The sequence below is a fragment of the Duganella sp. CF402 genome (assembly GCF_900109645.1).
Lineage (GTDB): Bacteria > Pseudomonadota > Gammaproteobacteria > Burkholderiales > Burkholderiaceae_D > Rugamonas.
Window position 1 is genome coordinate 3,199,579 of record NZ_FOBG01000001.1, and the last position, 22,238, is coordinate 3,221,816.

General features: G+C 64.1%; 17 protein-coding genes. 7 read left to right on the forward strand and 10 right to left on the reverse strand.

What is annotated here, in order from left to right:
• The first annotated feature begins 6 nt into the window (after positions 1-6).
• Both BMZ70_RS14380 and BMZ70_RS14385 read left to right on the forward strand, forming a co-directional pair.
• A complete protein-coding gene (locus tag BMZ70_RS14380; protein ID WP_092275407.1) occupies positions 7-1,908 on the forward strand; it encodes an Ig-like domain-containing protein in 1,902 nt (633 codons plus the stop codon).
• Positions 1,908-2,612 carry an alpha/beta hydrolase gene (locus tag BMZ70_RS14385; protein WP_092275410.1) on the forward strand — a complete coding sequence of 235 codons (705 nt, stop codon included), beginning with the start codon at positions 1,908-1,910 and terminating at the stop codon, positions 2,610-2,612. The genes BMZ70_RS14380 and BMZ70_RS14385 overlap by 1 nt, the downstream gene beginning before the upstream one ends.
• Before the next feature lie 72 nt (positions 2,613-2,684).
• Here the strand turns inward: BMZ70_RS14385 and BMZ70_RS14390 are convergent, their stop codons facing one another.
• From BMZ70_RS14390 to BMZ70_RS14400, 3 genes are read right to left on the reverse strand one after another with little or no spacing between them, the layout of a single operon-like run.
• A complete protein-coding gene (locus BMZ70_RS14390; RefSeq protein ID WP_092275413.1) occupies positions 2,685-4,214 on the reverse strand; it encodes a sensor domain-containing diguanylate cyclase in 1,530 nt (509 codons plus the stop codon).
• A gap of 47 nt (positions 4,215-4,261) precedes the next feature.
• Positions 4,262-5,302, reverse strand: coding sequence for a lipopolysaccharide heptosyltransferase II (waaF, locus tag BMZ70_RS14395; RefSeq protein WP_092275416.1), 1,041 nt, complete (start codon positions 5,300-5,302; stop codon positions 4,262-4,264).
• Positions 5,299-6,528, reverse strand: a complete 1,230-nt coding sequence (locus BMZ70_RS14400) for an O-antigen ligase family protein (protein WP_092275418.1) — start codon at positions 6,526-6,528, stop codon at positions 5,299-5,301. The genes waaF and BMZ70_RS14400 overlap by 4 nt, the downstream gene beginning before the upstream one ends.
• Positions 6,529-6,572: 44 nt before the next feature.
• Between BMZ70_RS14400 and BMZ70_RS14405 the strand changes: the two genes are divergently transcribed.
• Positions 6,573-7,385, forward strand: coding sequence for a glycosyltransferase family 2 protein (locus BMZ70_RS14405; RefSeq protein WP_092275421.1), 813 nt, complete (start codon positions 6,573-6,575; stop codon positions 7,383-7,385).
• Complete coding sequence (locus tag BMZ70_RS14410; RefSeq protein WP_092275424.1) at positions 7,382-8,461, forward strand: glycosyltransferase family 2 protein; 1,080 nt, start codon at positions 7,382-7,384, stop codon at positions 8,459-8,461. Before BMZ70_RS14405 ends, BMZ70_RS14410 begins: the two co-directional genes overlap by 4 nt.
• 102 nt (positions 8,462-8,563) lie before the next feature.
• On the opposite strand, the gene BMZ70_RS14415 is transcribed toward BMZ70_RS14410, so the two are convergent.
• Positions 8,564-9,172: a response regulator transcription factor gene (locus BMZ70_RS14415; protein ID WP_092275427.1), complete on the reverse strand. Its 609-nt coding sequence runs from the start codon at positions 9,170-9,172 to the stop codon at positions 8,564-8,566.
• Positions 9,162-10,781 (reverse strand): sensor histidine kinase, encoded by a 1,620-nt coding sequence (locus tag BMZ70_RS14420; RefSeq protein WP_092275430.1) that lies wholly within the window; start codon positions 10,779-10,781, stop codon positions 9,162-9,164. Before BMZ70_RS14420 ends, BMZ70_RS14415 begins: the two co-directional genes overlap by 11 nt.
• Positions 10,782-11,013: 232 nt before the next feature.
• Between BMZ70_RS14420 and BMZ70_RS14425 the strand changes: the two genes are divergently transcribed.
• Together BMZ70_RS14425 and BMZ70_RS14430 are read left to right on the forward strand one after the other, a co-directional pair.
• The gene (locus tag BMZ70_RS14425) at positions 11,014-11,979 is read left to right on the forward strand and encodes a VirK/YbjX family protein (RefSeq protein ID WP_092275434.1); all 966 of its coding nucleotides are present in this window, start codon (positions 11,014-11,016) and stop codon (positions 11,977-11,979) included.
• Between the two features lie 42 nt (positions 11,980-12,021).
• Complete coding sequence (locus BMZ70_RS14430; protein WP_092275437.1) at positions 12,022-12,255, forward strand: DUF6139 family protein; 234 nt, start codon at positions 12,022-12,024, stop codon at positions 12,253-12,255.
• Here the strand turns inward: BMZ70_RS14430 and dnaE are convergent.
• Entirely contained in the window at positions 12,252-15,794 is a 3,543-nt protein-coding gene (dnaE, locus tag BMZ70_RS14435) for a DNA polymerase III subunit alpha (protein WP_092275440.1), read from the reverse strand. The two genes, BMZ70_RS14430 and dnaE, sit on opposite strands and share 4 nt — an antisense overlap.
• A gap of 69 nt (positions 15,795-15,863) precedes the next feature.
• Positions 15,864-16,295 carry a colicin immunity domain-containing protein gene (locus BMZ70_RS14440; RefSeq protein WP_092275443.1) on the reverse strand — a complete coding sequence of 144 codons (432 nt, stop codon included), beginning with the start codon at positions 16,293-16,295 and terminating at the stop codon, positions 15,864-15,866.
• Between the two features lie 350 nt (positions 16,296-16,645).
• On the opposite strand from BMZ70_RS14440, the gene BMZ70_RS14445 reads away from it, so the two are divergent.
• Positions 16,646-17,536 carry a sulfurtransferase gene (locus tag BMZ70_RS14445; RefSeq protein ID WP_092277855.1) on the forward strand — a complete coding sequence of 297 codons (891 nt, stop codon included), beginning with the start codon at positions 16,646-16,648 and terminating at the stop codon, positions 17,534-17,536.
• A gap of 90 nt (positions 17,537-17,626) precedes the next feature.
• On the opposite strand, the gene BMZ70_RS14450 is transcribed toward BMZ70_RS14445, so the two are convergent.
• The 3 genes from BMZ70_RS14450 to BMZ70_RS14460 are packed head-to-tail and all read right to left on the reverse strand — an operon-like array spanning position 17,627 to position 22,165.
• A complete protein-coding gene (locus BMZ70_RS14450) occupies positions 17,627-18,967 on the reverse strand; it encodes a TolC family outer membrane protein (protein ID WP_092275446.1) in 1,341 nt (446 codons plus the stop codon).
• Positions 18,968-18,970: 3 nt separating this feature from the next.
• Complete coding sequence (locus tag BMZ70_RS14455; protein WP_092275449.1) at positions 18,971-20,335, reverse strand: HlyD family type I secretion periplasmic adaptor subunit; 1,365 nt, start codon at positions 20,333-20,335, stop codon at positions 18,971-18,973.
• A 3-nt stretch (positions 20,336-20,338) separates the two neighbouring features.
• A complete protein-coding gene (locus BMZ70_RS14460; RefSeq protein ID WP_092275452.1) occupies positions 20,339-22,165 on the reverse strand; it encodes a type I secretion system permease/ATPase in 1,827 nt (608 codons plus the stop codon).
• Positions 22,166-22,238: the final 73 nt, after the last annotated feature.

Below are 22,238 nucleotides of genomic sequence, written 5' to 3' on the forward strand. Positions count from 1 at the left end.
GACGACATGACCTTGCGTTATTTGCTGGCCCTGATGTGCGCACTCTTGCTATCTGCCTGTGGCGGCGGTGGCGGCGGCAGCACCGGCTGCACCACCATCGATCCGAATCGCGACCCTAACCTGCCGGGCTGCGGCACCACCACCACGCCAACCGGCAAGCCGGCCATCACGCTGACGCTGACCGACAGCAGCGGCGCCGCCGTCACCACCATCGCGCCCGGCGCCAACGCCACCGTCAGCGCCGTACTGAAGGACGCCAGCAACGCCGCCGTGCCCAACATCGTGGTGACCTTCACCAGCACCGACAAGAACGCCGTGTTCTCGGCCGCCGGCGGCAGCGCCGTCAGCGACGGCAACGGCAAGGCCACACTGCAGATCGGCCCCGGCGCGGCCAGCACGGCCGGCGGCTACGTGGTCACGGCGGCCGCCACCGTCGGCGGCACCGCCGTCTCGGCCAGCGCCAACTACACCATCGGCGCCAAGCCCGGCGCCAGCGCCAGCCAGTTGACCTTTGTCTCGGCCTCGCCGCAGACCATCGCGCTGAAAGGCACCGGCGGCGCCGGACGCCAGGAAAGCAGCGTGGTCACCTTCAAGGTGCTGGACGCCAGCGGCAATCCGGTGGTCGGCCAGCAAGTCAACTTCGCACTCGACACCACCGTCGGCGGCCTGGCGCTGAGCGCGGCCAGCGCCACCAGCGGCACCGGCGGTCTGGCCAGCACCACGGTCATGGGCGGCACCGTCAACACGCCAGTGCGGGTCAGCGCCACGCTGTCCGGCAGCAGCGTCAGCACCCTGTCCGACCAGCTGGTGGTGTCGACCGGCGTGCCGGAACAAAACAGCTTCTCGCTCAGCGCCGCCATCAAGAATGTCGAGGGCGGCCAGTTCAACGGCTGCACCGCGCCCACCGGCACCGCCATCACCGCGCGCCTGGCCGACCACTTCCACAACCCGGCGCCGGACGGCACGGCGGTCAGCTTCACGGCCGAAGGCGGCAACATCGAGGCATCCTGCCTGACCGGCCTGATTCAGACCACCCAGCCCGACGGCAGCGTGTTGACGCAGAAAGGCACGCCGGGCGAATGCACGGTGCGCTTCTGCGCCGGCAATCCACGTCCGGCCGATGGCCGCGTCACCATCCTGGCGTACGCGCTGGGCGAAGAGAGCTTCGTCGACACCAACGGCAACAACCGCTACGACGCCGGCGAACAGTTCACCGATCTGGGCGATCCGTTCCGCAACGACCGCGCCGTCACCGACGCCAATGCCAACGGTATCGACGACCTGTACACCATCAGCAACGCCATGCGCTTCGCCGGCGAGCAGTACATCGACTCCAACGGCAACGGCAGCTGGGACCAGGGCGGCAACGGCGCCTACAACGGCGTGCTGCAAGCCACGCCAAGCAACGGCACGGTGCACGTGCGGCAGTCGCTGGTGATGGTGCTGTCCGACAGCACGCCGGCGGTCAGCCTGCTCAGCAGCGCCACCGGCACCGGCACGCTGGCGCTCGCGCACTGCACCAACGGCGCCGCCTTCGTCAACGACACGCGCAGCTTCAGCTTTGCCATCCGCGACAGCAACCCGACCGTGTTTGCCACCAACCGCATGTCCGCCCACGCCGGCGATCCGCTGTGGCTGGCCGACCGTCCCGGCAATCCGCTGCCGGCCGGCACCAGCATCCAGTTCAGCACCTCCAACGGCATCATCCTCGGCTCTGCCGCCGCCACGGTGCAGAACACCAACGCCGCCGATTCCAGCGCCTGGGTGTACACCGTATCGATGCTCAGCGATGCCGGGCAGGACACCGCGCTCAACTGCACCAACAACATCACCAGCGGCGCGCTGAGCGTCACCGTCACCACGCCGAACGGCACCGTGACGCGCTTCAGTTTCCCGGTCACCGACTGATGACGACTGCGCCCGCCCCCTACGCCGACGGCCGCCTGCATGCGCGGCCGGAGGTGCTGCGGCAAATGGATCACCAGCGCCAGCCGCCGCTGGAGGCCGGCACCCACCAGCTGGCGTTTGCCGATGGCCGCAAGGCGGTGCTGCATGTGCCGCCGCAGGCCAATGAGGAGGGCCGCCTGCTGCATTTGCTGCTGTTGCTGCACGGCGCCGGCGGCCAGCACGGCGGCGGCGATCACATCGCGCTGGCGCATGCGATCCGTCACGGCGCGCTGCTGCTGATCCCCGACGCCCACGGCCGCAGTTGGGATTTCCTGTTGGGCGGCTTCGGCGCCGACCTGGCCTTCATCGACCGCCTGCTGCTGTGGACCATGCAGCGCTACGAAGTGGACGAACAAGCGATGGCGATTGCCGGTTTTTCCGATGGCGCGTCATATGCGTTGTCGGTGGGCTTGATGAATGGCCTGATGTTCAGCGATATCCTGGCGTTTTCGCCCGGCTTCATGGCGCCGCTGCGGCGCGAGGGCGAGCCGCGCGTATTCGTCTCGCACGGCCGCGACGACCGCGTGCTGCCGGTGGCGCGCGCCGCCGCCATCGCCCAGCGGCTGGCGCAGGAGGGTTACGACGTGGCGTACCAGGAATTCGACGGCGCCCATATCGTCTCGCCGCCAATCGCCCGCGCCGCCCTGCACCGGCTGGAAAAGTAACGTCGTTCCGGCGCAGGCCGGAACCTAATAGGCCGCCAGCATTGGGTTCCGGCCTCCGCCGGAACGACGCACTTAGGGTTCGGCCAGGCGCACGCGGTTGCGCCCTTCCGACTTGGCCACGTACAGCGCCTTGTCGGCCGCCTCCACCAGCATGCTGCTCAGGTGCACGCCGCGCCGGGGCGTGATGGTGGCCACGCCGGCCGACAAGCTCACATGGCCGAACGGGCTGCCGCTGTGCGGCAACTGCAACTTCTCCACCGCCTGCCGGATGCGCTCGGCCACCGCCTCGGCGCCGTGGATGTCGGTATTCGGCAGTACGATGCCGATCTCCTCGCCGCCGTAACGCGCACTCAAATCGCCGGGCCGCTTGGGCGTGAGCGCGCGGATCAACTTGCTGATCGAACGCAGCACTTCATCACCGGCGCTGTGGCCATAGCGGTCGTTGTACTGCTTGAAGTAATCGACATCGATCATGATGAAGGCCAGCGTGCTGCCTTGCCGGGTGGCGCGGCTGAACTCATTGCCCAGCGTGACGTCGAACTGGCGCCGGTTGGCCAGCCCGGTCAGGCCGTCCTGCATGGCTTGCCGCTCGAGCGTGCGGTTGGCGGTCTCCAGCGCGTCGCGCGCCTTGCGCAGCTCGGCCTCGGCCTGCTCGCGCCGCTTGATCTGGTCCACCAGCCGCTTGCCGAAAAAGCCGATCAGCGCCGCCAGCACCACCACCCCGATCGAGCGCGTGAAGGTGTCGCGCCGCCAGCGCTCCAGCATTTCCTCGCGCGACAGGCCGGCCGTGACAAACAAGGGATAGTGCTCCAGCGGACGGAAGCTTTGCAGGCGCAGCTCGCCGTCGTGCGACGAGTGGAAGAACTGGCTGCCGGTGCGCGCCGCGCCGCTTTGCTGCGCGTAGTGGCGATACAGCTCGCTGTCGCGCATGCTGGCGCCGATGCGGCCGCCATCGAACGGGTGGCGCAGCATCAGCACACCGGTATTGGAAATCAGCCCGACCGCGCCGCGCGCGCCGATGTCAAAGCCCTGGTAATAGCGGCGGAAATAATCGATGTCGAGCGTGGCCAGCACCACGCCGCCGAAGCTGCCGTCCGGCTTGTCGAGGCGGCGCGACACCGGCATGATCCACTGGCCGCTGGAACGGCTGATCACCGGCTCGCCCACATGCGGCGCGCGCCCGGTGTGGGTGCGGTGGTAGATGAAGTATTCGCGGTCGGCGTTGTTGTAGGCCTGGCTCAGCTGGCCGCGCGAATTGACGATCCAGCGGCCGTTTTCGTCGTACACAAACAAGCCCACCAGCTGTGGCAGATTTGCCACCTGCGCCTGCATCTGTCTTTGCAGCCGCGCCAGTGCCTTGTCGCCCTGGCCTTCAGTTTCGAGGCGCTCGACCATGTCGGCCAGCGCGGTGTCGGCCGCCTTGATGGTGTCGTCGGCCTGCTGCGCCATCGCCCGCGCCACGTTGGCGCCAAGCCGCTCCATGTCCTGCAGCAGGAAGCTGCGCGCGTTCAGGCTGCGCCAGACGTCGATGCCGACCAGCGACAGGCAGACCACGCTGACAAACACCGTGGCCCAGAAGGTGATGGAATAGCGCTTGAGCATAGTGGAGCGCAGTGGGTGGCACTCCTGATGTTATACCTCAGTGCCGTTCAGCGCGCCAGCATCGGTTGCAGCTTTTGCCACGCCAGGTCGGGCGTCAGCTTGACCATGCAATCCTGATGGCCGAGCGGGCACTCGCGCTGCTTGCACGGCGCGCAATCGAGCCGCAGGGACAGCGAGGCGGCCATATCCGAAAACGGCGGCGCGTGGTCGGGATCGGTGGGGCCGTACAGCGCCAGCACCGGGCGGTTCAGCGCCGAGGCGATGTGCAGCAGGCCGGAGTCGTTGGCCACCACGGCGGCCGCGCGCGCAATCAGGGCGATCGCCTCCGGCAGGCTGGTGGCGCCGGCCAGGTTGAACACCGTGGCGTCCGCCGGCAGGGCGGCCGCCACTTCGGCGCAGGCTTCTTTATCCTTGGGCGAACCGAGCAACGCGATCTGTGTCGACGGCTCGCGCTTCAGCACCTCCTGCGCCAGACCGGCGAAGTGGCGCGCCGGCCAGCGCTTGGCGCCGCCGAATTCGGCGCCCGGCGCCATCGCCACCAGCGGCCGCGCCGGATCGAGGGCAAGGCGTTCAAACACTGCCGCCGCCTGCGCATCGGTCACCAGCAGGCGAGGGCGCGGCAAGGCGGCGCGCAGGCCCGGCCCCTGCACCGTCACCGGCGGCTTGGCCAGCGCCGCGTAAAACGCCACCATCGGGCGCGGCGGCAGTTCGTCGTGGTGCATCACATTGATCATGCCGTAGCGGCTTTCACCCTTGTAGCCGACCCGTCTGGCGATGCCGGCCAGCCACGGGATCAGCGCGTACTTGATGGTGTTGGGCAGAATGTAGGCGTCGGCGTAGCCGCGCTTGCGCAGCAGGCGGGCGTACTGCCAGCGCTGTTTCAGTTGCAGGGCGCCGTGGCGGAACGGCGTTTCCAGCACCTCGTCGACCTCGGCGCACTGGCGCCACACGGCCGCCACCGCCGGCGGCGCCAGCACGTCGATGGCCCGCTCCGGATGGGCCGCGCGCAGCAGCTGCAGCAGCGGCTGCGCCATCACGGCGTCGCCGATCCAGTTGGGGGAAATAATCAAGGTACGCAATTCGCTCACTGGGCTTTCTCCTTCGCGTTCAGGCTCAGTCCTGCCAGCAGGAACAGCATCATCGCGTAAAACATATTGCTGCGCACCGACCAGAAGATCACTTCCGTCAGGCCGAAGCTGAAATAACTCAAGACCAGCAGCATGCCGGCCAGCGCCGGCGCATTGAGCTGGGCGCTATGGTGCATCTGGCGGCGGAAGAACAGGAACGGCACCACCAGTGTGGCGCCCCAGGCCAGCAGCCCGGCCACGCCGCCGAACACCAGCGCCTGCAGGATATCGTTGTGGAAGTGCTCGAACTCCAGCACATACGGGTGGGCTTTGCCGCTGCTGACCAGCCCTTCCATCTCGCTGCGCACGGTGGGGATGGAGGCGCCCAGCAGCGGATGGCGCTCGATCAGCTGCAGCGCGCTGCGCCACAGCTCAAGCCGGATGCCGACGCTGGTATAGGTCGGGCCGCCGTTGAAATACTGCTGCACGTCGCTGATGCCCTCGTCGATGCGCTCACGGGCGCCGGTCTGGGGAATGAAGTAGGTACTCACCACCAGCGCCAGCGCCAGCAGCGCCACGCCCTTGCGCAGGCGGCCGCGCAGCACGTGGCCGTAGCGCACCAGCAGCACGGCGGCAAACACCACGGCGATCCAGCTGCCCCGGGTGCCGCTGGCGATCGAGCCGACCAGGCCGGCCAGCGCGCCGAGGCCGGGCCAGATGGCGCTGCGGCCGGCGAAGTCCAGCGTGCCGGCCAGGCACATCAGCGCCATGCACAGCATGATGTCGCCAAAGGTAATCGAGTTGATCAAGCCGCCCGGACGGTCGACCCCCAGGCCCCAGCGCTGGTAGGCGATGAACACGGCGCCGGCCACGGCGCCGGCGATCAGGCCCCACCACAGGGCCTTGCGGCTGGGACGGCAAGCCAGCACGGTCAGCATCACGGTCGATGCGGCCAGCATGCGGAACGGTTTCTCCAGGTCGCGCAGGCGGCCGTCGCCGCTCAGCAGGCCCAACACCAGCGCCAGCACCAGCGTCGCGGCGAACGCTACCAATACCGGGCGAATCTCAGTAAGATGGCGCAGCAGCTCGGGCCAGCCGCGCCGCCAGGTCACCAGTGCCGTGATCAAAAAGGCGAAACTGCACAAGCCGACCCCGATCCGGGTGATCAGCAGCAAGAATGGAAACAGGAAAATCAGGCTGTGGATAAAGACAGTGCTGGTCGCGGACTGGGCTGAGGTATTATTCATTCATATTATCGTTTATTGCAAGAAAGCAATTACTACAGCTTCCTATGTCATCCGTCCTTATTTCCGTCGTTATCACTACTTACAACCGGCCGGATGCGCTCACCGCCGTGGTCGAAGCCTGCTTCGCCCAGGACGACCTCGGGTTCGAAATCATTATCGCTGATGACGGCTCGGGCCACAACACGCAACAGGCGGTGGCCGCGCTGCAAGCGCGCTCGCCGGTGCCGCTGCGCCATGTGTGGCAGGAAGACCTCGGCTTCCGCGCGGCGCGCGCGCGCAACCTCGGCACGCTCGACGCCCGTGGCCAGTACATCGTCTTCCTCGACGGCGACTGCGTCCCGCAGCGCAATTTTATCAGCCAGCACCGCAAGCTGGCGCAGCGCGGCTATCTGGTGCAGGGCAGCCGCATCCTGCTCAACGAGCGCGCCACGGCGCGCGTGCTGGCCCAGCACCTCGACCTGAACGCGCTGGGCCCGGCCGACCTGCTGGCGTGGCGCCGCCGGGGCGAGCTCAACAAAGTGCTGCCGCTGCTGTTCACCCTGCCCGACGTCGGCCGCACCAGCCGCCGCTTCACCTGGCGCCGCATCAAAAGCTGCAACCTGGCCGTGTGGCGTAGCGACCTCGACCTCGTGAACGGCTTCGACGAAAGCTTCCTCGGCTGGGGCCATGAAGATTCCGACCTGGTGGTGCGCCTGTTCAATGCCGGGGTGATGCGCAAGGACGGCGCCTACGCCACCGAAGTGCTGCACCTGTGGCACAAAGAAAACGCGCGCGACCAGGAAACCAGCAACCGCGCCACCGTGCTGCAGCGCGCGGCTGACCGCACCGTGCTGGCGGTGAAGGGGCTGCGGGCATGAAACCGCTGCACGCCGACGGTCCGCTGCTGAGCATCCTGGTGCCGGGCTACAACGTCGGGCGCTACATCACGGACTGCCTCGACCACATCGTCGCGCAGATGCACCAGCGCCACGAGCTGATCATGGTAGACGACGGCTCCACCGACGACACCGTGGCGCGCGTGCAGGCCGTGCAGCAAGCCTATCCGCGCCTGCAGATCCGGCTGGTGGTGCAACCCAACCAGGGCATCGCCGACGCCCGCAACCGCGCCCTGATGGAAGCGCGCGGCGAATACATCCTGTTTGTCGACAGCGACGACCGGCTGTTGCCGCGTTCGCTGGAAGCGCTGGAACGGGTGATCGCGGCCCAGCGCCCGGACGTGATCGCCACCGCGCTGCGCATGTGGCATCCGGACGCGCCGGACAAGGACCGCGACGTCTACATGAGCTATGCGCCGGAGCAGACCATCACCTGCCAGGACGCGATCCTGACCTCCTTCCTCAACGACCGCCACATGTACGTGTGGTGCAAGGTGTTCCGGCGCGAGATCTATGCGCAGGAAGCGATGCCGCTGTTCCCGTCGCGCCGCCTGTTCGAGGACGTGGCGGTGGTGCCGCGCCTGCTGCAGCGCTGCCGCAGCCTGGTGTACCTGCCGCACGTGCTGCTGGCGTATCGCCAGCATCCGGTCAGCATCACGCGCGTGATCAGCGAGCAGTGGTGTGTGGATTTCGTGTCGGCGCTGGCGGCGGTCAAGCCGCATTTCGAGCGCGCCGGCGTGAGCGCGGCGGTGCGCGCGCAGTTCGATGTGGCGGCGTGCCACTTCTACATCGGCATGGTGAAGAATTCCTACCAGCTGCCAGCCAAGGCCGGCGATGCGGTGCGCGGCAAGGTGCGCGGCATCTTCCTCGACAGCCTGTTCGCGCCGCCGCAGCAAGTGCTGGCCGGCATGGCCGGCGGCGGTAAGCAGGCGGCCCGCACCGCGCGCCAGGTGCAGCGCGCGCTGGACGGCAACCGCTGGTTCCACCTGCAGCAAACCGCCGTGCGCAAACTCAAGCTATGGCAGCGCCTGGAACGCACCCGCGCCGCCCAACGTTAACTTCCGTAAATTCAGGGTCAGCTCTGTCATTTGGACATTCGGGAACTAAATTTTCCGGATTAGTTCCGCCGTGTCCAAATGACAGAGCTGACCCCGAATGCTCTACTCGCTTTCAAGCATGCTGATGCGGACCAGGTCGGCCACGTTGTCCACGCCCAGCTTGCTCATCAGGCGCGCCTTGTGCACTTCCACCGTGCGCACGCTGATGCCCAGCGCCGGGCCGATGTCGCGGTTGTGGCGGCCCAGCACCACCAGCTGCATCACTTCGCGCTCGCGCGGCGTCAGCTCGTTCAGCAGGCTGGCGCTGCGGCTGCGGCGCTGCTGCTCGCTGTGGTTGGCCCGCGCCCGCGCCAGCGCTTCATCGATGGCCGCGATCAACTTGGCGTCGTCGAACGGCTTCTCAAGGAAATCCACGGCGTCGGCCTTGAACGCCGCACGCGCCGTGCTGACGTCGCCGTGCCCGCTCATCACCACCACCGGCATGCCGCTGTCGCGCGCCAGCAGCTCGCGCTGCAAGGCCAACCCATCCATGCCCGACATGCGGATATCGACCAGCAGGCAACCGCTCCACGTGGCCTGCCAACCCTGCAGGAAGGCTTCGGCGCTGGCGAACACGGCCGTGCGGTAGCCGCGCACGCCCAGCAGCAAGCCCAGCGCGTCGCGTACGGCCGGGTCGTCGTCGACAATGAATACGGTCAAATCATGCTGCATAGTTTTCCTGCCCTTCCACTCCACGGCGCGCCAGCGGCAGCGCCATCTTGAATATGCCGTGATCGCCCACTTCGGCCCAGAGCGAGCCGCCGTGCGCTTCCATAATGGCCCGGCTCAACACCAGGCCCAGTCCCATGCCGCTGGCCTTGGACGATACAAAAGGTTCAAACAGGCGCGCCGCCAGTTCTTCCGACACGCCCTTGCCGCTGTCTTCCACCGTCAGCTGCAGGCAGCTGGCCTTGCCGTGGCGCTCGCTGTCGAGCAGTTGCAGCGACACCCGGATGCGGCGTTCGCCAGCCGTTTGCTCAGCCACCGCATCGAGCGCATTGGCCAGCAGGTTGCGCAGCACCAGCTCGATCTGCAGGCGGTCGGCCAGCATCGCCAGCGACGGCATCTCTGCCACGTCCAGCGCCACCTGATGCTCGCGCAGCTGGGCGAAGAACTGCTGGCTGACGCTCGACACCAGCTGCGCCGCATCGACCGCTTCCAGCTTCATGGCGCCGGTGCGGAAGAAGTCGCGCAGGCGCCGCACCACGTCGGCCGCCCGCCCCGACTCGGCGATCATGCGCTGGATCGCGCTTTTCAACATTTCGCCGCCATCGTTGTCGCCGCGCTCGAGCAGGAATTCGCAGGCCTTGCCGTAGGCGGCCAGCGCCGTCAGCGGCTGGTTCAGTTCGTGCGCCAGCGCGGCCGCCATCTCGCCCGCCGCCGCCAGCCGCAAGGACTGTTTCAAATCGTTCGACACCCGGCGCAGCTCGTCCACCACAATGCCGAGGGAGAAGCCGACCAGCGCCAGCATCGCATCGAGCATCTGCAGCTCCGGCACCTCGATGCTGAGGGTGTTATTCCACTTCACCAAAGCGCCGATGCCCAGCTGCAGCACAAACACCATCAGCGCCGTGCCGTACAAGCCCTGGCGCGAGGCGGCCCAGATCACCGGCAGGAACAGGAAGTAGAAATGCGTGAACTCCGAGGTCAGGATGGTGCCGAACACCAGCACCAGCACGCCGATCGCCAGCGCCAGGTAGCCCAGCGTTTCGACATTCCACACCGTGGCGCGCAAGCGCGCCCGCCCCTGCGCGCTGGACAGCATCCACACCAGCGGCATCGACACCAGCACCCCCACCATGTCGCCGATGCCGAAGCGCACCACCACCGCGCCCCACTGGCCCGGCGGGATCAGCCCCGCCAGCGACAGCAGCGACATGTAGACCATGTCATTCAGCAGCGTCCCCACCACCACGATCAGCACCCACTGGAACAACCGGTGGCGGCTGTCGAACACGCCGCTGTTGCCGAAGGTCCGGTGCAATACCATGCCGATGGCGCCGTAGCCGATGGTCAGCCACAGCGACAGAAGCAAGGTTAATACCAGCCCGGCCGGCATGCCGCGCACCACCACCTCGCCCAGCACCAGCGCAATCCACCACGGCAGCGCCGAGCGCCAGCCGTACACCAGCCACAACACCATGCCCAGCGCCGGATCGGGATTCCACGGCGTGATGTTCAGCCCATACAGCGGATCGATGTAGGTGGCCCAGTCAAACAACAGGTACAAGGCGATGAACACCGGGAATACCAGGTAACGGGGCAAGGGAGAGGCGGTCATACGGGACGGTTTGTATCGCAATGTATCATTATGCGTTGCCTCAGTACATCGTGCATTGCTTTTTAATAGTACGCGTAACCCTTAGCACAGCACGCTCTCCTCTATACAACACTTCAATTAGCTAAGCAGCAATTATTACGGGAAATCCTTAGATCTTTACCCCAATTTACATTGCGTTACATGAACACTACACTCGCGGCTCGCCCACAAGGCTCCCCCTGGAAGAGTTCCAATGCCGCAGTCCATCACCGTCCGCTCCGGCGCCGCAGGCTTCACCGGCCTCAAGCAATTGCGCGAGACCCTCAAGCTGTCCGTCCGCGCGGCCGTGCATCGCCGTGCCACCTATGGCTGGCTGGAACTGCTGAACTCCCATCCGCTGTTTGCCGACCTGGTCAAGGCGCGTCCGCGCCTGCTGTACAAGATCTACCGCCCCTACCTGAGCAACACCATGCCGATCGGCGATCGCCTGGCGCTGCTGCGCGCGCACTACCGCCACCTCTTCCGCCTCGGCCTCGGCCCGCTGACGGTGCAGGCGGCGCGCGGCGCGGTGACGCTGGCCCGCATAGAAGGCAAGAGCGGCCTGCCCTACCAGCTGCAGTTGCGCGCCATTGAGCCGATGGAGCGCGAGGGCGAGCTGGTGCTGCAACTGCTGCAGCAAGATGAATTGGTGTACAGCTGCGCCTTTTCTTTCGTCCACGGCGATGACGGCATGGCGCTAGGCATCGGCTGCATGCAGGGCCCGCGCGGCGAGCACGGCCTGCAACTGATCAAGGACGCCACCCGCGAGCTGCACGGCCTGCGACCGAAAAACCTGATGCTCAAGCTGCTCAGCCAGTTCGCCCACGACCACGGCTGCGCCACGCTGCGACTGGTCAGCAACGCCAACCGCGTGGTGTGCAGCGCCACCCGCCAGGGCAAGGTGCATGCGGATTACGATGCCTTATGGCAAGAGCTGGACGCAGAGGCGCGCACCGACGGCGACTACCAGCTGGCCAGCGAGGCGATTTGCGCGCCTGACCTGGCAGCCATCGCCTCGAAGAAGCGCTCGGAGGCGCGCAAGCGCCATGAAACCCTGTGCGAACTGGCGCAAGCGATGACGGTCAGCCTGCGCGCGCCGCGCATGGAAGCCGTGCCGGTGCTGGCCGAGCCAGCCTTCCTGCCGATGGCAGAGGACGAGGATAAGTACGCACTAGCGTAAAGAAATCCGGTAACATGGGATTTTCGTCCGAGGAGAAATACCATGCGCGTGGATATTTATTGCCGAGATGAAGCACAGGGCAAACACAGCTATCTGGCGGTCCCGGAAGGTAAGCCCATTCCGCAGGAAGCCACCAACACCGACTGGCACCCCGAAGCCCAGCACGTGGAAGTCGACGACGACCATGACGAACTCCCCCGCTACCATATCGAGCACACCCTGGCGCAGATCGGGTTGAAAGGTTACGCCATCACTGGCGTAACCCAGCAGCTTTAATACTCGACCGCTACTTCGCTGGCGCCAAGCACTTGCTTGAGCGCCAGTTGCAACTCGTCGGACGGCGCCACCCGCCACCCTTCCCCGAACTGCAGCACGCAGCTCACGCCCTGCGGCTGGATGCGCGCCGAAATCGGCAAACCGTCGGCCTGGCGGTACGGCGCCAGCACTTCGGCCACCTTCTTCGCATCGACCGTGGTCGGCAGCGCCATGCCCAGCTGCTTGCCGTGCTTGACGCGCGAGCTGATGATGTCGAACACCTTCTCCGCCGAAATCCGCAAGCCGCCGTTGAAACGATCCTCCGACACCTTGCCGATCACCGCCAGGAATTCATCCTCCTTGAACATGTGCTTGTTCTCTTCGAACACCTCGGAGTACACCGTCACCTCCACCACCGCGCTCTTGTCGTCCAGCGTGACGATCAGGATCTTGCCGCGCTGGGTCATCTGCGGACGGATGCCGGTGATCACGCCGCACAGCATGCGCGGATCGCGCGACGGTTCCAGATCGGCCAGCTTGGTGCGGGCAAAACGGCGCGCTTCCGGCGCGAACGAGTCAAACATGTGGCCCGACAGGTAGAAGCCCAGCGCGATCTTCTCTTCCGCCAGTTTCTGGCGGTCGGTAAACGGCGCGGCCTTCACATAATCGGGCGGCGGTTCGAGATCGCTGTCGTCGCCGCCGAACAGGCTGACCTGGTTGGCCGACTTGGCTTGCTGGTCGGCGTACTCCATCGCGAAGCCAACCGAGGCCAGCAACACCGCGCGGTCGACGCCGAAGCCGTCGAAGGCGCCGGCGCGAATCAGCGATTCAATCGTGCGGCGGTTGATCTGCTTCTTGTCGACCCGCTTGCAGAAGTCGAACAGGCTGGTGAACGGACCGTTGGCGTTGCGCGCGGCAATGATGGCCTCAATGGCGTTCTGGCCCGCGCCCTTGCAGGCGCCCAGGCCGTAGCGGATTTGCGTGACTTTCTTGCCGGTGACCGAAGGCGGCGGGCCGTCCGGCACGAAGCGGAAGTCGGATTTGTTGATGTCCGGCGGCAGGATGGTCAGGCCGCAGATATCGATCGCATCTTCGACCAGGATCTTGACCTTCTCGGTGTCCTCCATCGCCAGCGACATATTGGCTGCCATGAACGCGGCCGGATGGTGCGCCTTCAGATAGGCGGTGTGATACGACAGCAGCGCGTAGGCGGCGGCGTGCGATTTGTTGAAGCCGTAGCCCGCGAACTTTTCCATCAAGTCGAAGATCTCGTCGGCCTTTTGCTCCGACAGGCCGTCCTTGGCGGCGCCGGCGCGGAAGATGGCGCGGTGCTCGGCCATCTCCTCGGCTTTCTTTTTACCCATCGCGCGGCGCAGCATGTCGGCGCCGCCCAGCGAGTAGCCGCCGACGATCTGCGCCATCTGCATCACCTGCTCCTGATACACCATGATGCCGTAGGTTTCGGACAGAATCGATTCGGTGCGCGGATCGGGATAGTCGAATTTTTCGCCGTGCTTACGTTTGCAGAAGTCCGGGATCAGGTCCATCGGGCCCGGACGGTACAGCGCCACCAGCGCGATAATATCTTCGAAGCGGTCGGGACGCGCGTCTTTCAGCATGCCCTGCATGCCGCGCGACTCCAGCTGGAACACGGCCACGGTCTTGGCCTTGGTCAGCAGCTCGTACGATGGACGGTCGTTGAGCGGCAGCTTGGCCAGGTCGAATTCCGACTCGGCCGGATCGAGCGCCTTGATATAGCGGACTGCGCGGTCGAGAATGGTCAGGGTCGTCAGACCCAAAAAGTCGAACTTCACCAGGCCGACGGCTTCGACGTCGTCCTTGTCGTACTGCGACACCACGCCGCCGTCGCCACCCTGGGTGTACAGCGGGCAGAAGTCGGTCAGCTTGCCCGGCGCGATCAGCACACCACCGGCGTGCATGCCGATGTTACGGGTGATGCCTTCGACCTGCTGCGCCAGGTCCAGCAGCTGCGCCACTTCCTCTTCGTTTTGCTGGCGCTCCTTGAGCATCGGTTCTTCTTCGATCGCCTCGGCGATCGACACCGGCTTGCCCGGCTTGAACGGAATCAGTTTCGACACGCCGTCGCAGAAGTTGTAGCCGAAGTCCATCACGCGGCCGACGTCGCGGATCGCGCCCTTGGCCGCCATCGTACCGAAGGTGGCGATCTGCGACACCGCGTCGCGGCCGTACAGGTCCTTCACGTGCTGGATCACCAGCTCTCGTTTTTCCTGGCAGAAGTCAATATCGAAGTCGGGCATCGAGACCCGTTCCGGATTCAGGAAACGTTCGAACAGCAGGTTGTACTTGAGCGGATCCAGATCGGTAATCTTCAGCGCGTACGCCACCAGCGAGCCCGCGCCGGAACCACGGCCCGGACCGATCGGCACATCATTGTTTTTGCCCCACTGGATAAACTCCGCCACGATCAGGAAGTAGCCGGGGAACTTCATGTTGATGATGGTGTTGTTCTCGAACTCCAGCCGGTCTTCGTAGCGCTTGCGGTTGGCTTCGCGCTTTTCCGGATCCGGGTATAGCTGGATCAGGCGTTCTTCCAGGCCCTTGCGGGTTTCGGCGCGCAGGAATTCATCGATGGTCATGCCCGGGGTCGGGAAGTTCGGCAACTGTGGCTTGCCCAGCGTCAGGGTCAGGTTGCAGCGCTTGGCGATTTCCACCGAGTTCTGCAACGCGGCCGGCAGGTCGTGGAACAGCTCGCCCATCTCGGCCTGCGTCAGGAAGCGCATCTGCTCATTGAAGCGCTTGACGCGCTTGGCATTGGCCAGCATCTCGCCCTCGGCGATACACACGCGCGCTTCGTGGGCGATGTACTCGTCCTTGGAAATGAATTGCACCGGATGGGTGGCCACCACCGGCAGGCCCAGCTTCGACGCCAGCGCCACCGAATGGCGCACCTGCATCTCCTGGTTCGGCTGGCCGGCGCGCTGGATCTCGATGTAGAAGTGGCCAGGGAACAGCTGGGCCCACTTGCGGGCGTTGGCTTCGGCCAGCGCCGGATTGCCATTTTCGATGGCCATGCCGACGTCGCCAAAGTGGGCGCCGGACAGGGCGATCAGGCCATTGGCCGGGCTGTCGTTGGGCAGCAGCGCGTAGGTCTTGGTGGTCAGCTCTTGCAGCCACTCGGTGCGGATCTCGGCGCGGCCCTTGTACTGGTTGGTCAGCCAGGCTTGCGACAGCAGTTCGCACAGCTGCAGATAACCCATGCGGTTCTTGGCGAACAGCATTAACCGGGATGGTTTATCCCGGTTTTCATCGTTAGTGATCCAGACATCGACGCCGACCACCGGCTTGATACCCTTGCCGCGCGCCGACTTGTAGAACTTCACCATGCCGAACATATTGGCCAGGTCGGTGACCGCCAGCGCGCCCTGCTTGTCCTTGGCGGCTTGCTTGACCAGGTCGTCGATGCGGACCAGGCCGTCGACGATGGAATATTCCGAGTGCACGCGCAAATGGACGAAAGACGGTCCCGCCGGTACCACTGCAGTGCTGGTCATTTCTTGTTCGTTTGCTACCATGTTCATAGGTGGGTTCAATACAGGTCCGATAACCCCCTATTTTACCGCGCAGCGGCCCGGACCGATAAATCTGATTCAGTCGGAACCTTCACTACGCTTGGCGCTGCGAGGAACGAATGGCACAGCGTCATCACGCGGCTCAGCCATCGACATCAGCGCGTCACCGACAAAGTCAGCAGGCAGCTCAGAATTCTCCTTCACTGCGCGCCGAATCTCTGATTGCTGCCGACGCCACGCTTTCATGCGTTGCATAATATCGCGTGCCTTTGCTTCCAAGCCGACCTTATCAAGATAAAAATCGGGATCTTTAGAAAGCAATATTTCATCGGCTGTGTAAGATTCCGCATCCCCAAAGAGTTCATCAAGCAAGCTAAACAGCACTACTCCTAGCGGCTCAGTTTCGTTCTTAAAAGCTTCGAGGAATTGGTCACTAGATTCCTGAGCCGACCATTGCCGGCTCAAAAATCGCTTGATAAGATCGGAGTACCGGTCAAATGCTGTATTCATGTCCCACCTCCTCCTAGCCTGCCGCTATTCAACAAACACTGTAGTTGCTCTTCGCTCAATTTCCATCCCGACAGATACTCGCCATTCGGCAGGTACAGCACAGTATAGGGAGAAGCAACATGCACCACGAGCGCGATGCGAAACTTCTCCAACGTTTTCTTATTAGACGTTCCCCTCACACCAAAGTTGTCCGCATGACGAAGACAAAAATTCAGACGGATATCATCCGACGCTCAAAATTTGTCGCCATGAGGTGGCGCAAGCCATGCTCAAATTCTATGCAAGCGCAAGAATTCCTTTGCAATCGCGCGTATAATGTCGCCTTCCCCTTTTTTGATTCCTTAACCATCATGCAAGCTAATACCGCTTTACAAGCTGAAGCGCATGCTGGCGCTGCAGCACAGCACGTCAACATCGCCGCCTACAAATTCATCACGTTCGACAACACGGAAGAGATGCGCCCGCAGTACCAGGACATCTGCGCCCGTCTCGGTCTGAAAGGCACGATCCTGTTGACTCCGGAAGGCATCAATATGTTCCTGTCCGGCCCGCGCGGCAATATCGACGAGTTCCTGGCCTGGGTGCGCAGCGACGCCCGCTTCGCCGACCTGGAAGTGAAGGAAAGCTACTCGGCCGAGCAGTCGCACAAGCGCATGCTGGTCAAGATCAAAAAAGAAATCATCACCATGCGCATGCCGCTGATCAAGCCGGAAGAAGGCCGCGCCCCGTTCGTCGAAGCCCACACGCTCAAGCGCTGGCTCGACAACGGCGTCGACGACAACGGCAAGCCGGTGGTGATGGTCGACACCCGCAACGATTTCGAAGTGGACGTCGGCACCTTCGACCACACGGTCGACTACCGCATCAAGAAGTTCACCGAGTTCCCGGACGTGATCGCCGCCCACAAGGACGACTTCGCCGGCAAGACCGTGGTCACCTTCTGCACCGGCGGCATCCGCTGCGAAAAAGCCGCGATCCACATGCAGAACATCGGCTACGACAACGTCTACCAGCTCGAAGGCGGCATCCTCAAGTACTTCGAGGAAGTCGGCGGCGCCCACTACACCGGCGACTGCTTCGTGTTCGACTACCGTACCGCGCTCAACCCGAAACTGGAACCGACCGAGACCGTGCAATGCTTCAACTGCCGCGCCGTGGTCACCCCGCGCCAGCAGCTGTCGCCGGAATACGTGTACGAGAAATCGTGCCCGCATTGCTACGGCCAGCAAAAAGCGGACTGAGCCGACTAAGCCGACAGCGGACTCTGGCAATAAAAAAAACCTGCGAGCGCCACGCGGCGCCGCAGGTTTTTTTTTAATGGATGCGAAGGCTTACTCGAAGTAAGCGGCCACCATCCGAACGTCTTCCGGCGTCAATGTGCCAGCGTCGGCGCGCAGCCGAAGCACGGCCAGCAGATAGCCATAGCGGGCTTGCGCCAGGTCTCGCTGCGCGCCAAACAACTGGCGCTGGGCCGTCAACAGATCCAGATTGATGCGCACGCCGCCCTTGATGCTTTGTTCGGTGGCGGTAATCAGCAGCTTGGCCGACGCCACCGCACGTTCCAGCGCATCAAACTTGGGCTGGCTGCTAACGATCTGGTTATAGTTTTTGCGCAAATCCAGCAGCACTTTGTCGGTCTGCCCCTGCAGGTCGGCCAACGCCTTCTCGCGGTTGGCCACCGCCTGACGGGTCGAAGCACTGACGGCGCCACCGCTGTAGAACGGGATGTTGACCTGGAAACCGATGCTGCGCACCGTGGTGTCCTGGTCAATGGTCGACAGGGTGTCGGACGAAGTCTTGCCATAAGTGCCGACCAGGTCGACACGCGGCGCATGCCCGGCGCGCTGTTTGTTGATTTCCTGCTTGGCGATCTCGATGTTTTTCTGCTGTGTGCGGATATCCGGATTGTTCGCCAGCGCCAGCGCGCGCCAGGTCTCAAACCCCTTGATGTCGGCGCGCTCCACGCTCAGGCCCGGACGCAAGTGGTCCAGCGCGCCCAGCTCGACGCTGGCGCCAACGGTGGCGTTCAGCGCCTCCCGCGCATTGTTCAATGCATCTTGCGTTTCCAGCAGCTGTGCTTCGGCCAATTCCAGCCGCGACTGGGTTTCCAGTAAATCGGTGCGGGTGCCTTCGCCGCGCTTGTAGAGCAGGTCGTTGACGTTGCGCTGTTCCACGTACATGTCGCGTTCAGCCTTGGCATAAGCCAGTTGGTCTTCCTTGAGCAGCACTTCAAAATAGTTGCCCAAGACCCGCATCAGCACTTCCTGCGCCTGGCTGTCAAACTGCGCGGCCGCATACTCGCTCTGCGCCGCGCCCTGCTTGTAGCGTGCCCAGGCGTCCATGCTGAACAATGGCTGACGCACCTGGATGGTGGCCGAACGGGAGATATAGTCCTGCGCGACGTCCTTGCCGCCATTGTAGTTCAGGGTGCTGCGGTTCTGGGAGCCCGAGTATGCCCCGCTCACCGACGGCAACAGCGCCGAACGGCCGAGGATACGGTTCTCTTTACCCGCTTCCGCCTGGTAGTAGGCGGCGCGATAAGCCGGGTCGTTCTGCAGCGCCGCTTCATAAGCCTGCAACAAGGTCAGGGCCGATGCAGCACTGCTGCCCATCAGGCCGCCCACGGCCAACGCCAGCGGCAACAAGCGTGCGGAAATCGGTTTGCGGGTCATCGCTTACTCCTCCGTGAGGGCCGACTTGGCACGGTCGAAGACCGGCTTCAGCAGATAGCTCATCATGGTACGCTCGCCGGTCGTGACGAACATCTCCACCGGCATGCCAGGGACCACGTCCAGTTTTTTCTCGGCCATCATCTTGGCGCCGGCCGGCGTCACACGCGCACGCACTTTATAGTAGGCGGCGCCAGTACGCTCTTCCACGGTACGGTCGGCAGCCACCTGGATCACCTCGCCCTGGATATGCGGGGTCTTGTTGCTGTTGAAGGCCGAGAAGATCAGCTCCACCTTCAGGCCCGGATGAACGCGGTCGACCAGATTGACCGGCAGGTTGCCCTCCACCACCAGCGCATCATTGATCGGCACCAGGTCCATCATGCGCGCACCCGGAGCGACCACGCCGCCCTTGGTGAAGATGCTGCTGCCCACCACGATGCCATCCACCGGCGCGCGCACTTCGACATTCGCCAGTTCAAATTGCTGCGCGGCGATACGGCTAAACAGTGCTTCCGCCTCCTTCTGTGCCTCTGCCAGTTGGGTACGGACTTCCTTCTGGTATTCCTGGCTGCGCTGCACACTGCGCAGCTTCAGTTCGGACACTTGGCGGCGTGCGCGGGCAATATTGCCGACGTCCTCGGAAATCGAACCAGCCACCTGGGAATAGGTGCGCTCCAGGTCCAGCAGGCGGCTGCGCGGCACATAGCCCTGGGCCGCCAGATCGCGAGCGCTATCCAGTTGCTCTTTCAGGAACACTTGCTGCTCCTTCTTGCTATTGCGCGACTCTTCCAGACCCTGCATCTGCGCTTGCAGGCCGGCCATGTTTTCCTCCATTGCGCCCAGCTCGCTCTGCACCGCCAACTGGCGCGATGACAGCAGTTGCTGCTGCAGCACCATGCCGGACTGTACGCGCGGATCGCTCTTGTACTGCTGCAGGCTGGCTGGCAGGGCCACCGTATGGCCGCCGCTCAGTTCGGTCTTCAGGCGGGCTTCCGTCGTGCGTGCGGCAAAGTACTGCGCCAGCGTAATCTCCAGCGCCGAATTGGCTTGTACATCGCTCATCTTGACCAGCACCTGGCCGGCCTTGACCACGTCTCCATCCTGGACCAGGATGTCTTGCACCGTGCCGCCGGTCAGGTATTGGATCGCCTTGCGGTTGCCTTCCTTGGCCACGAAACCGCTCATCGGCACACCCTTGTCCAGCGGCGCCAGGCTGGCCCACAGCAAGCCACCCACCACGCCGCCCAGCACGATCAGCCAGCCAAGCCGGGTGTAAGCGCGGGCATCGGTATTGACGGTCAGCGGGGCCACATCGTGGCTGATAACTTCTGCCGGCACGTCATCCGGCTTCTTGATAATGTTCGACATGGTTTACTCCTGTTTCGCCGCTGGTGCGGCTTCCGCTTGATGGACTGCGGTCTGCTGAGCTGCTTGCTGAGCGGTCTGCTGGGCCGTTGCCGCGCGCTGGGCAGCCGCCTGCTGGCCCGCCGCCTGCTGCGCCGCCATCTGTTTCTGTTGATTTTCCTGCACCGCCGCCAGCACCTGCTGGGTCGGGCCGAACGCCGCCACGGTGCCGTCGCGCAGCAACAGCAGCTTGGTGGTGACGGAAATCGCGCTGCTGCGATGGGTGATCAGCACCACGGTCTTGCCCTGCTTGCGCATGGTTTGCACCGCATTCACCAGCGCCAGTTCGCCCGGTTCGTCCAGGTTGGAATTCGGCTCATCGAGCACCAGCAGGGCCGGGTCGCCATACATGGCGCGGGCCAGGCCGAGGCGCTGCTTCTGGCCGCCCGACAGGCCGGCGCCGCCGTCGCCCAGCACGGTGTCATAGCCTTTCGGGAAATGCAGGATCAGCTCGTGCACGCCGGCGCGCTTGGCCGCGTCTACCACTTTCTCGCTGTCGATCTCACCGAAGCGGGCAATATTTTCCGCAATGGTGCCGCCGAACAGTTCCACATCCTGGGGCAGGTAACCGATGTGCGGTCCCAGCTCGCTCTTGTTCCATTGATAAATATCGGCGCCATCCAGGCGTACCTTGCCCATCGCGGCCGGCCACACGCCCACCATCAGGCGCGCCAGGGTCGATTTGCCGCAGCCGCTAGGGCCGATCACGCCCAGCACATCGCCCGCTTCGAGCGCAAAATTGACCCCGCGCAGGACCGGTACCGGACTGCCCGGCGGGGCGGCGGTGATCGCCTCGATGGTCATGGCGCCACTTGGCTTGGGCAACTCCATGCCGGCCTCGCGCTGCGGGTTCTTTTCCAGCAGCGTGCTCAGGCGCTCAAAGGCGCTGCGCGTGCCGCTCCAGCTTTTCCACACGCCGATGACTTGCTGCACCGGCGCCAGCGCGCGCCCCACCAGGATCGACGAGGCAATCATCATGCCGGCGCTGATTTTGTTTTCCAGCACCAACAGCGCACCAAAACCCAGTACCAGTGACTGCAGCGACAGCTGCACGAACTTGGTCACGGCATTGATGCGGCCGGCAATTTCGCTGGCCTCTGCTTGCAGATGCAAGAATTTACCGTGCAGCTTGAACCAGCGCCCGAGCAGATTAGGCAGCATGCCCATCGATTCGATCACTTCGGCGTTGCGCAGGTTGTTGGTGGCCAGGTTGTTGGCCGTGATGGCCATCGAGTTGGCGTCCGCCAGCGGCTTGTGGGTGATTTTTTCATTAATGTAGGCCAGCACCACCAGCACCAGCGTGCCGGTCAGCGCGAACAGGCCCAAGGTCGGCTCGAACAGGAAAATCACCACCAGGTAGACCGGGAACCACGGCGCGTCAAAAAACGCAAACAGGGCGTTGCCGGTCAAGAACTGGCGCAGATTGGTCAGATCGGCCAGCGACTGCCCAGCATTGCCACCGGCGGCCTTGAGATTTTGCTCGAAGGCTGCGGTGTAGACCCGCTTGTTGAGCTGCATGTCGAAGTGGGCGCCAACGCGCACCAGCACGAAGCTGCGTACCAGCTCCAGCACGGACATCAGGACGTAGCCCCCCAACAGCATCAGCGTCAGCATCAACAGCGTGATTTCATTGCGGCTGCTGAGCACGCGGTCATAGACCTGCAGCATGTACAGCGAGGGCAGCAGCATCAACAGGTTGATGATGGCGCTGAAGACGCCAACGGTGTAGAAGGTGCGCTTAAAACTGCGCAGGATTTGCGCAATCTCGTTCTTGGAATTTAGAAAAGTTTTCATGGCCTGGTCGGATAAGGTGCGCGTTGCCGCGCCGACGCTCGCTGAGCAAAGACAACTAAAGATTAGTAAAGGC

Excerpts from the sequence above, each read along its gene's own strand:
- BMZ70_RS14430 (WP_092275437.1), top strand. The coding sequence starts at position 12,022 with ATGCGCGTGGATATTTATTGCCGAGATGAAGCACAGGGCAAACACAGC.
- BMZ70_RS14380 (WP_092275407.1), top strand. The coding sequence starts at position 7 with ATGACCTTGCGTTATTTGCTGGCCCTGATGTGCGCACTCTTGCTATCT.
- BMZ70_RS14415 (WP_092275427.1), bottom strand. The coding sequence starts at position 9,172 with ATGCAGCATGATTTGACCGTATTCATTGTCGACGACGACCCGGCCGTA.
- BMZ70_RS14385 (WP_092275410.1), top strand. The coding sequence starts at position 1,908 with ATGACGACTGCGCCCGCCCCCTACGCCGACGGCCGCCTGCATGCGCGG.
- BMZ70_RS14390 (WP_092275413.1), bottom strand. The coding sequence starts at position 4,214 with ATGCTCAAGCGCTATTCCATCACCTTCTGGGCCACGGTGTTTGTCAGC.
- BMZ70_RS14405 (WP_092275421.1), top strand. The coding sequence starts at position 6,573 with ATGTCATCCGTCCTTATTTCCGTCGTTATCACTACTTACAACCGGCCG.
- BMZ70_RS14425 (WP_092275434.1), top strand. The coding sequence starts at position 11,014 with ATGCCGCAGTCCATCACCGTCCGCTCCGGCGCCGCAGGCTTCACCGGC.
- BMZ70_RS14460 (WP_092275452.1), bottom strand. The coding sequence starts at position 22,165 with ATGAAAACTTTTCTAAATTCCAAGAACGAGATTGCGCAAATCCTGCGC.
- BMZ70_RS14420 (WP_092275430.1), bottom strand. The coding sequence starts at position 10,781 with ATGACCGCCTCTCCCTTGCCCCGTTACCTGGTATTCCCGGTGTTCATC.
- BMZ70_RS14410 (WP_092275424.1), top strand. The coding sequence starts at position 7,382 with ATGAAACCGCTGCACGCCGACGGTCCGCTGCTGAGCATCCTGGTGCCG.
- BMZ70_RS14445 (WP_092277855.1), top strand. The coding sequence starts at position 16,646 with ATGCAAGCTAATACCGCTTTACAAGCTGAAGCGCATGCTGGCGCTGCA.
- BMZ70_RS14400 (WP_092275418.1), bottom strand. The coding sequence starts at position 6,528 with ATGAATAATACCTCAGCCCAGTCCGCGACCAGCACTGTCTTTATCCAC.
- BMZ70_RS14455 (WP_092275449.1), bottom strand. The coding sequence starts at position 20,335 with ATGTCGAACATTATCAAGAAGCCGGATGACGTGCCGGCAGAAGTTATC.
- dnaE (WP_092275440.1), bottom strand. The coding sequence starts at position 15,794 with ATGAACATGGTAGCAAACGAACAAGAAATGACCAGCACTGCAGTGGTA.
- BMZ70_RS14440 (WP_092275443.1), bottom strand. The coding sequence starts at position 16,295 with ATGAATACAGCATTTGACCGGTACTCCGATCTTATCAAGCGATTTTTG.
- BMZ70_RS14450 (WP_092275446.1), bottom strand. The coding sequence starts at position 18,967 with ATGACCCGCAAACCGATTTCCGCACGCTTGTTGCCGCTGGCGTTGGCC.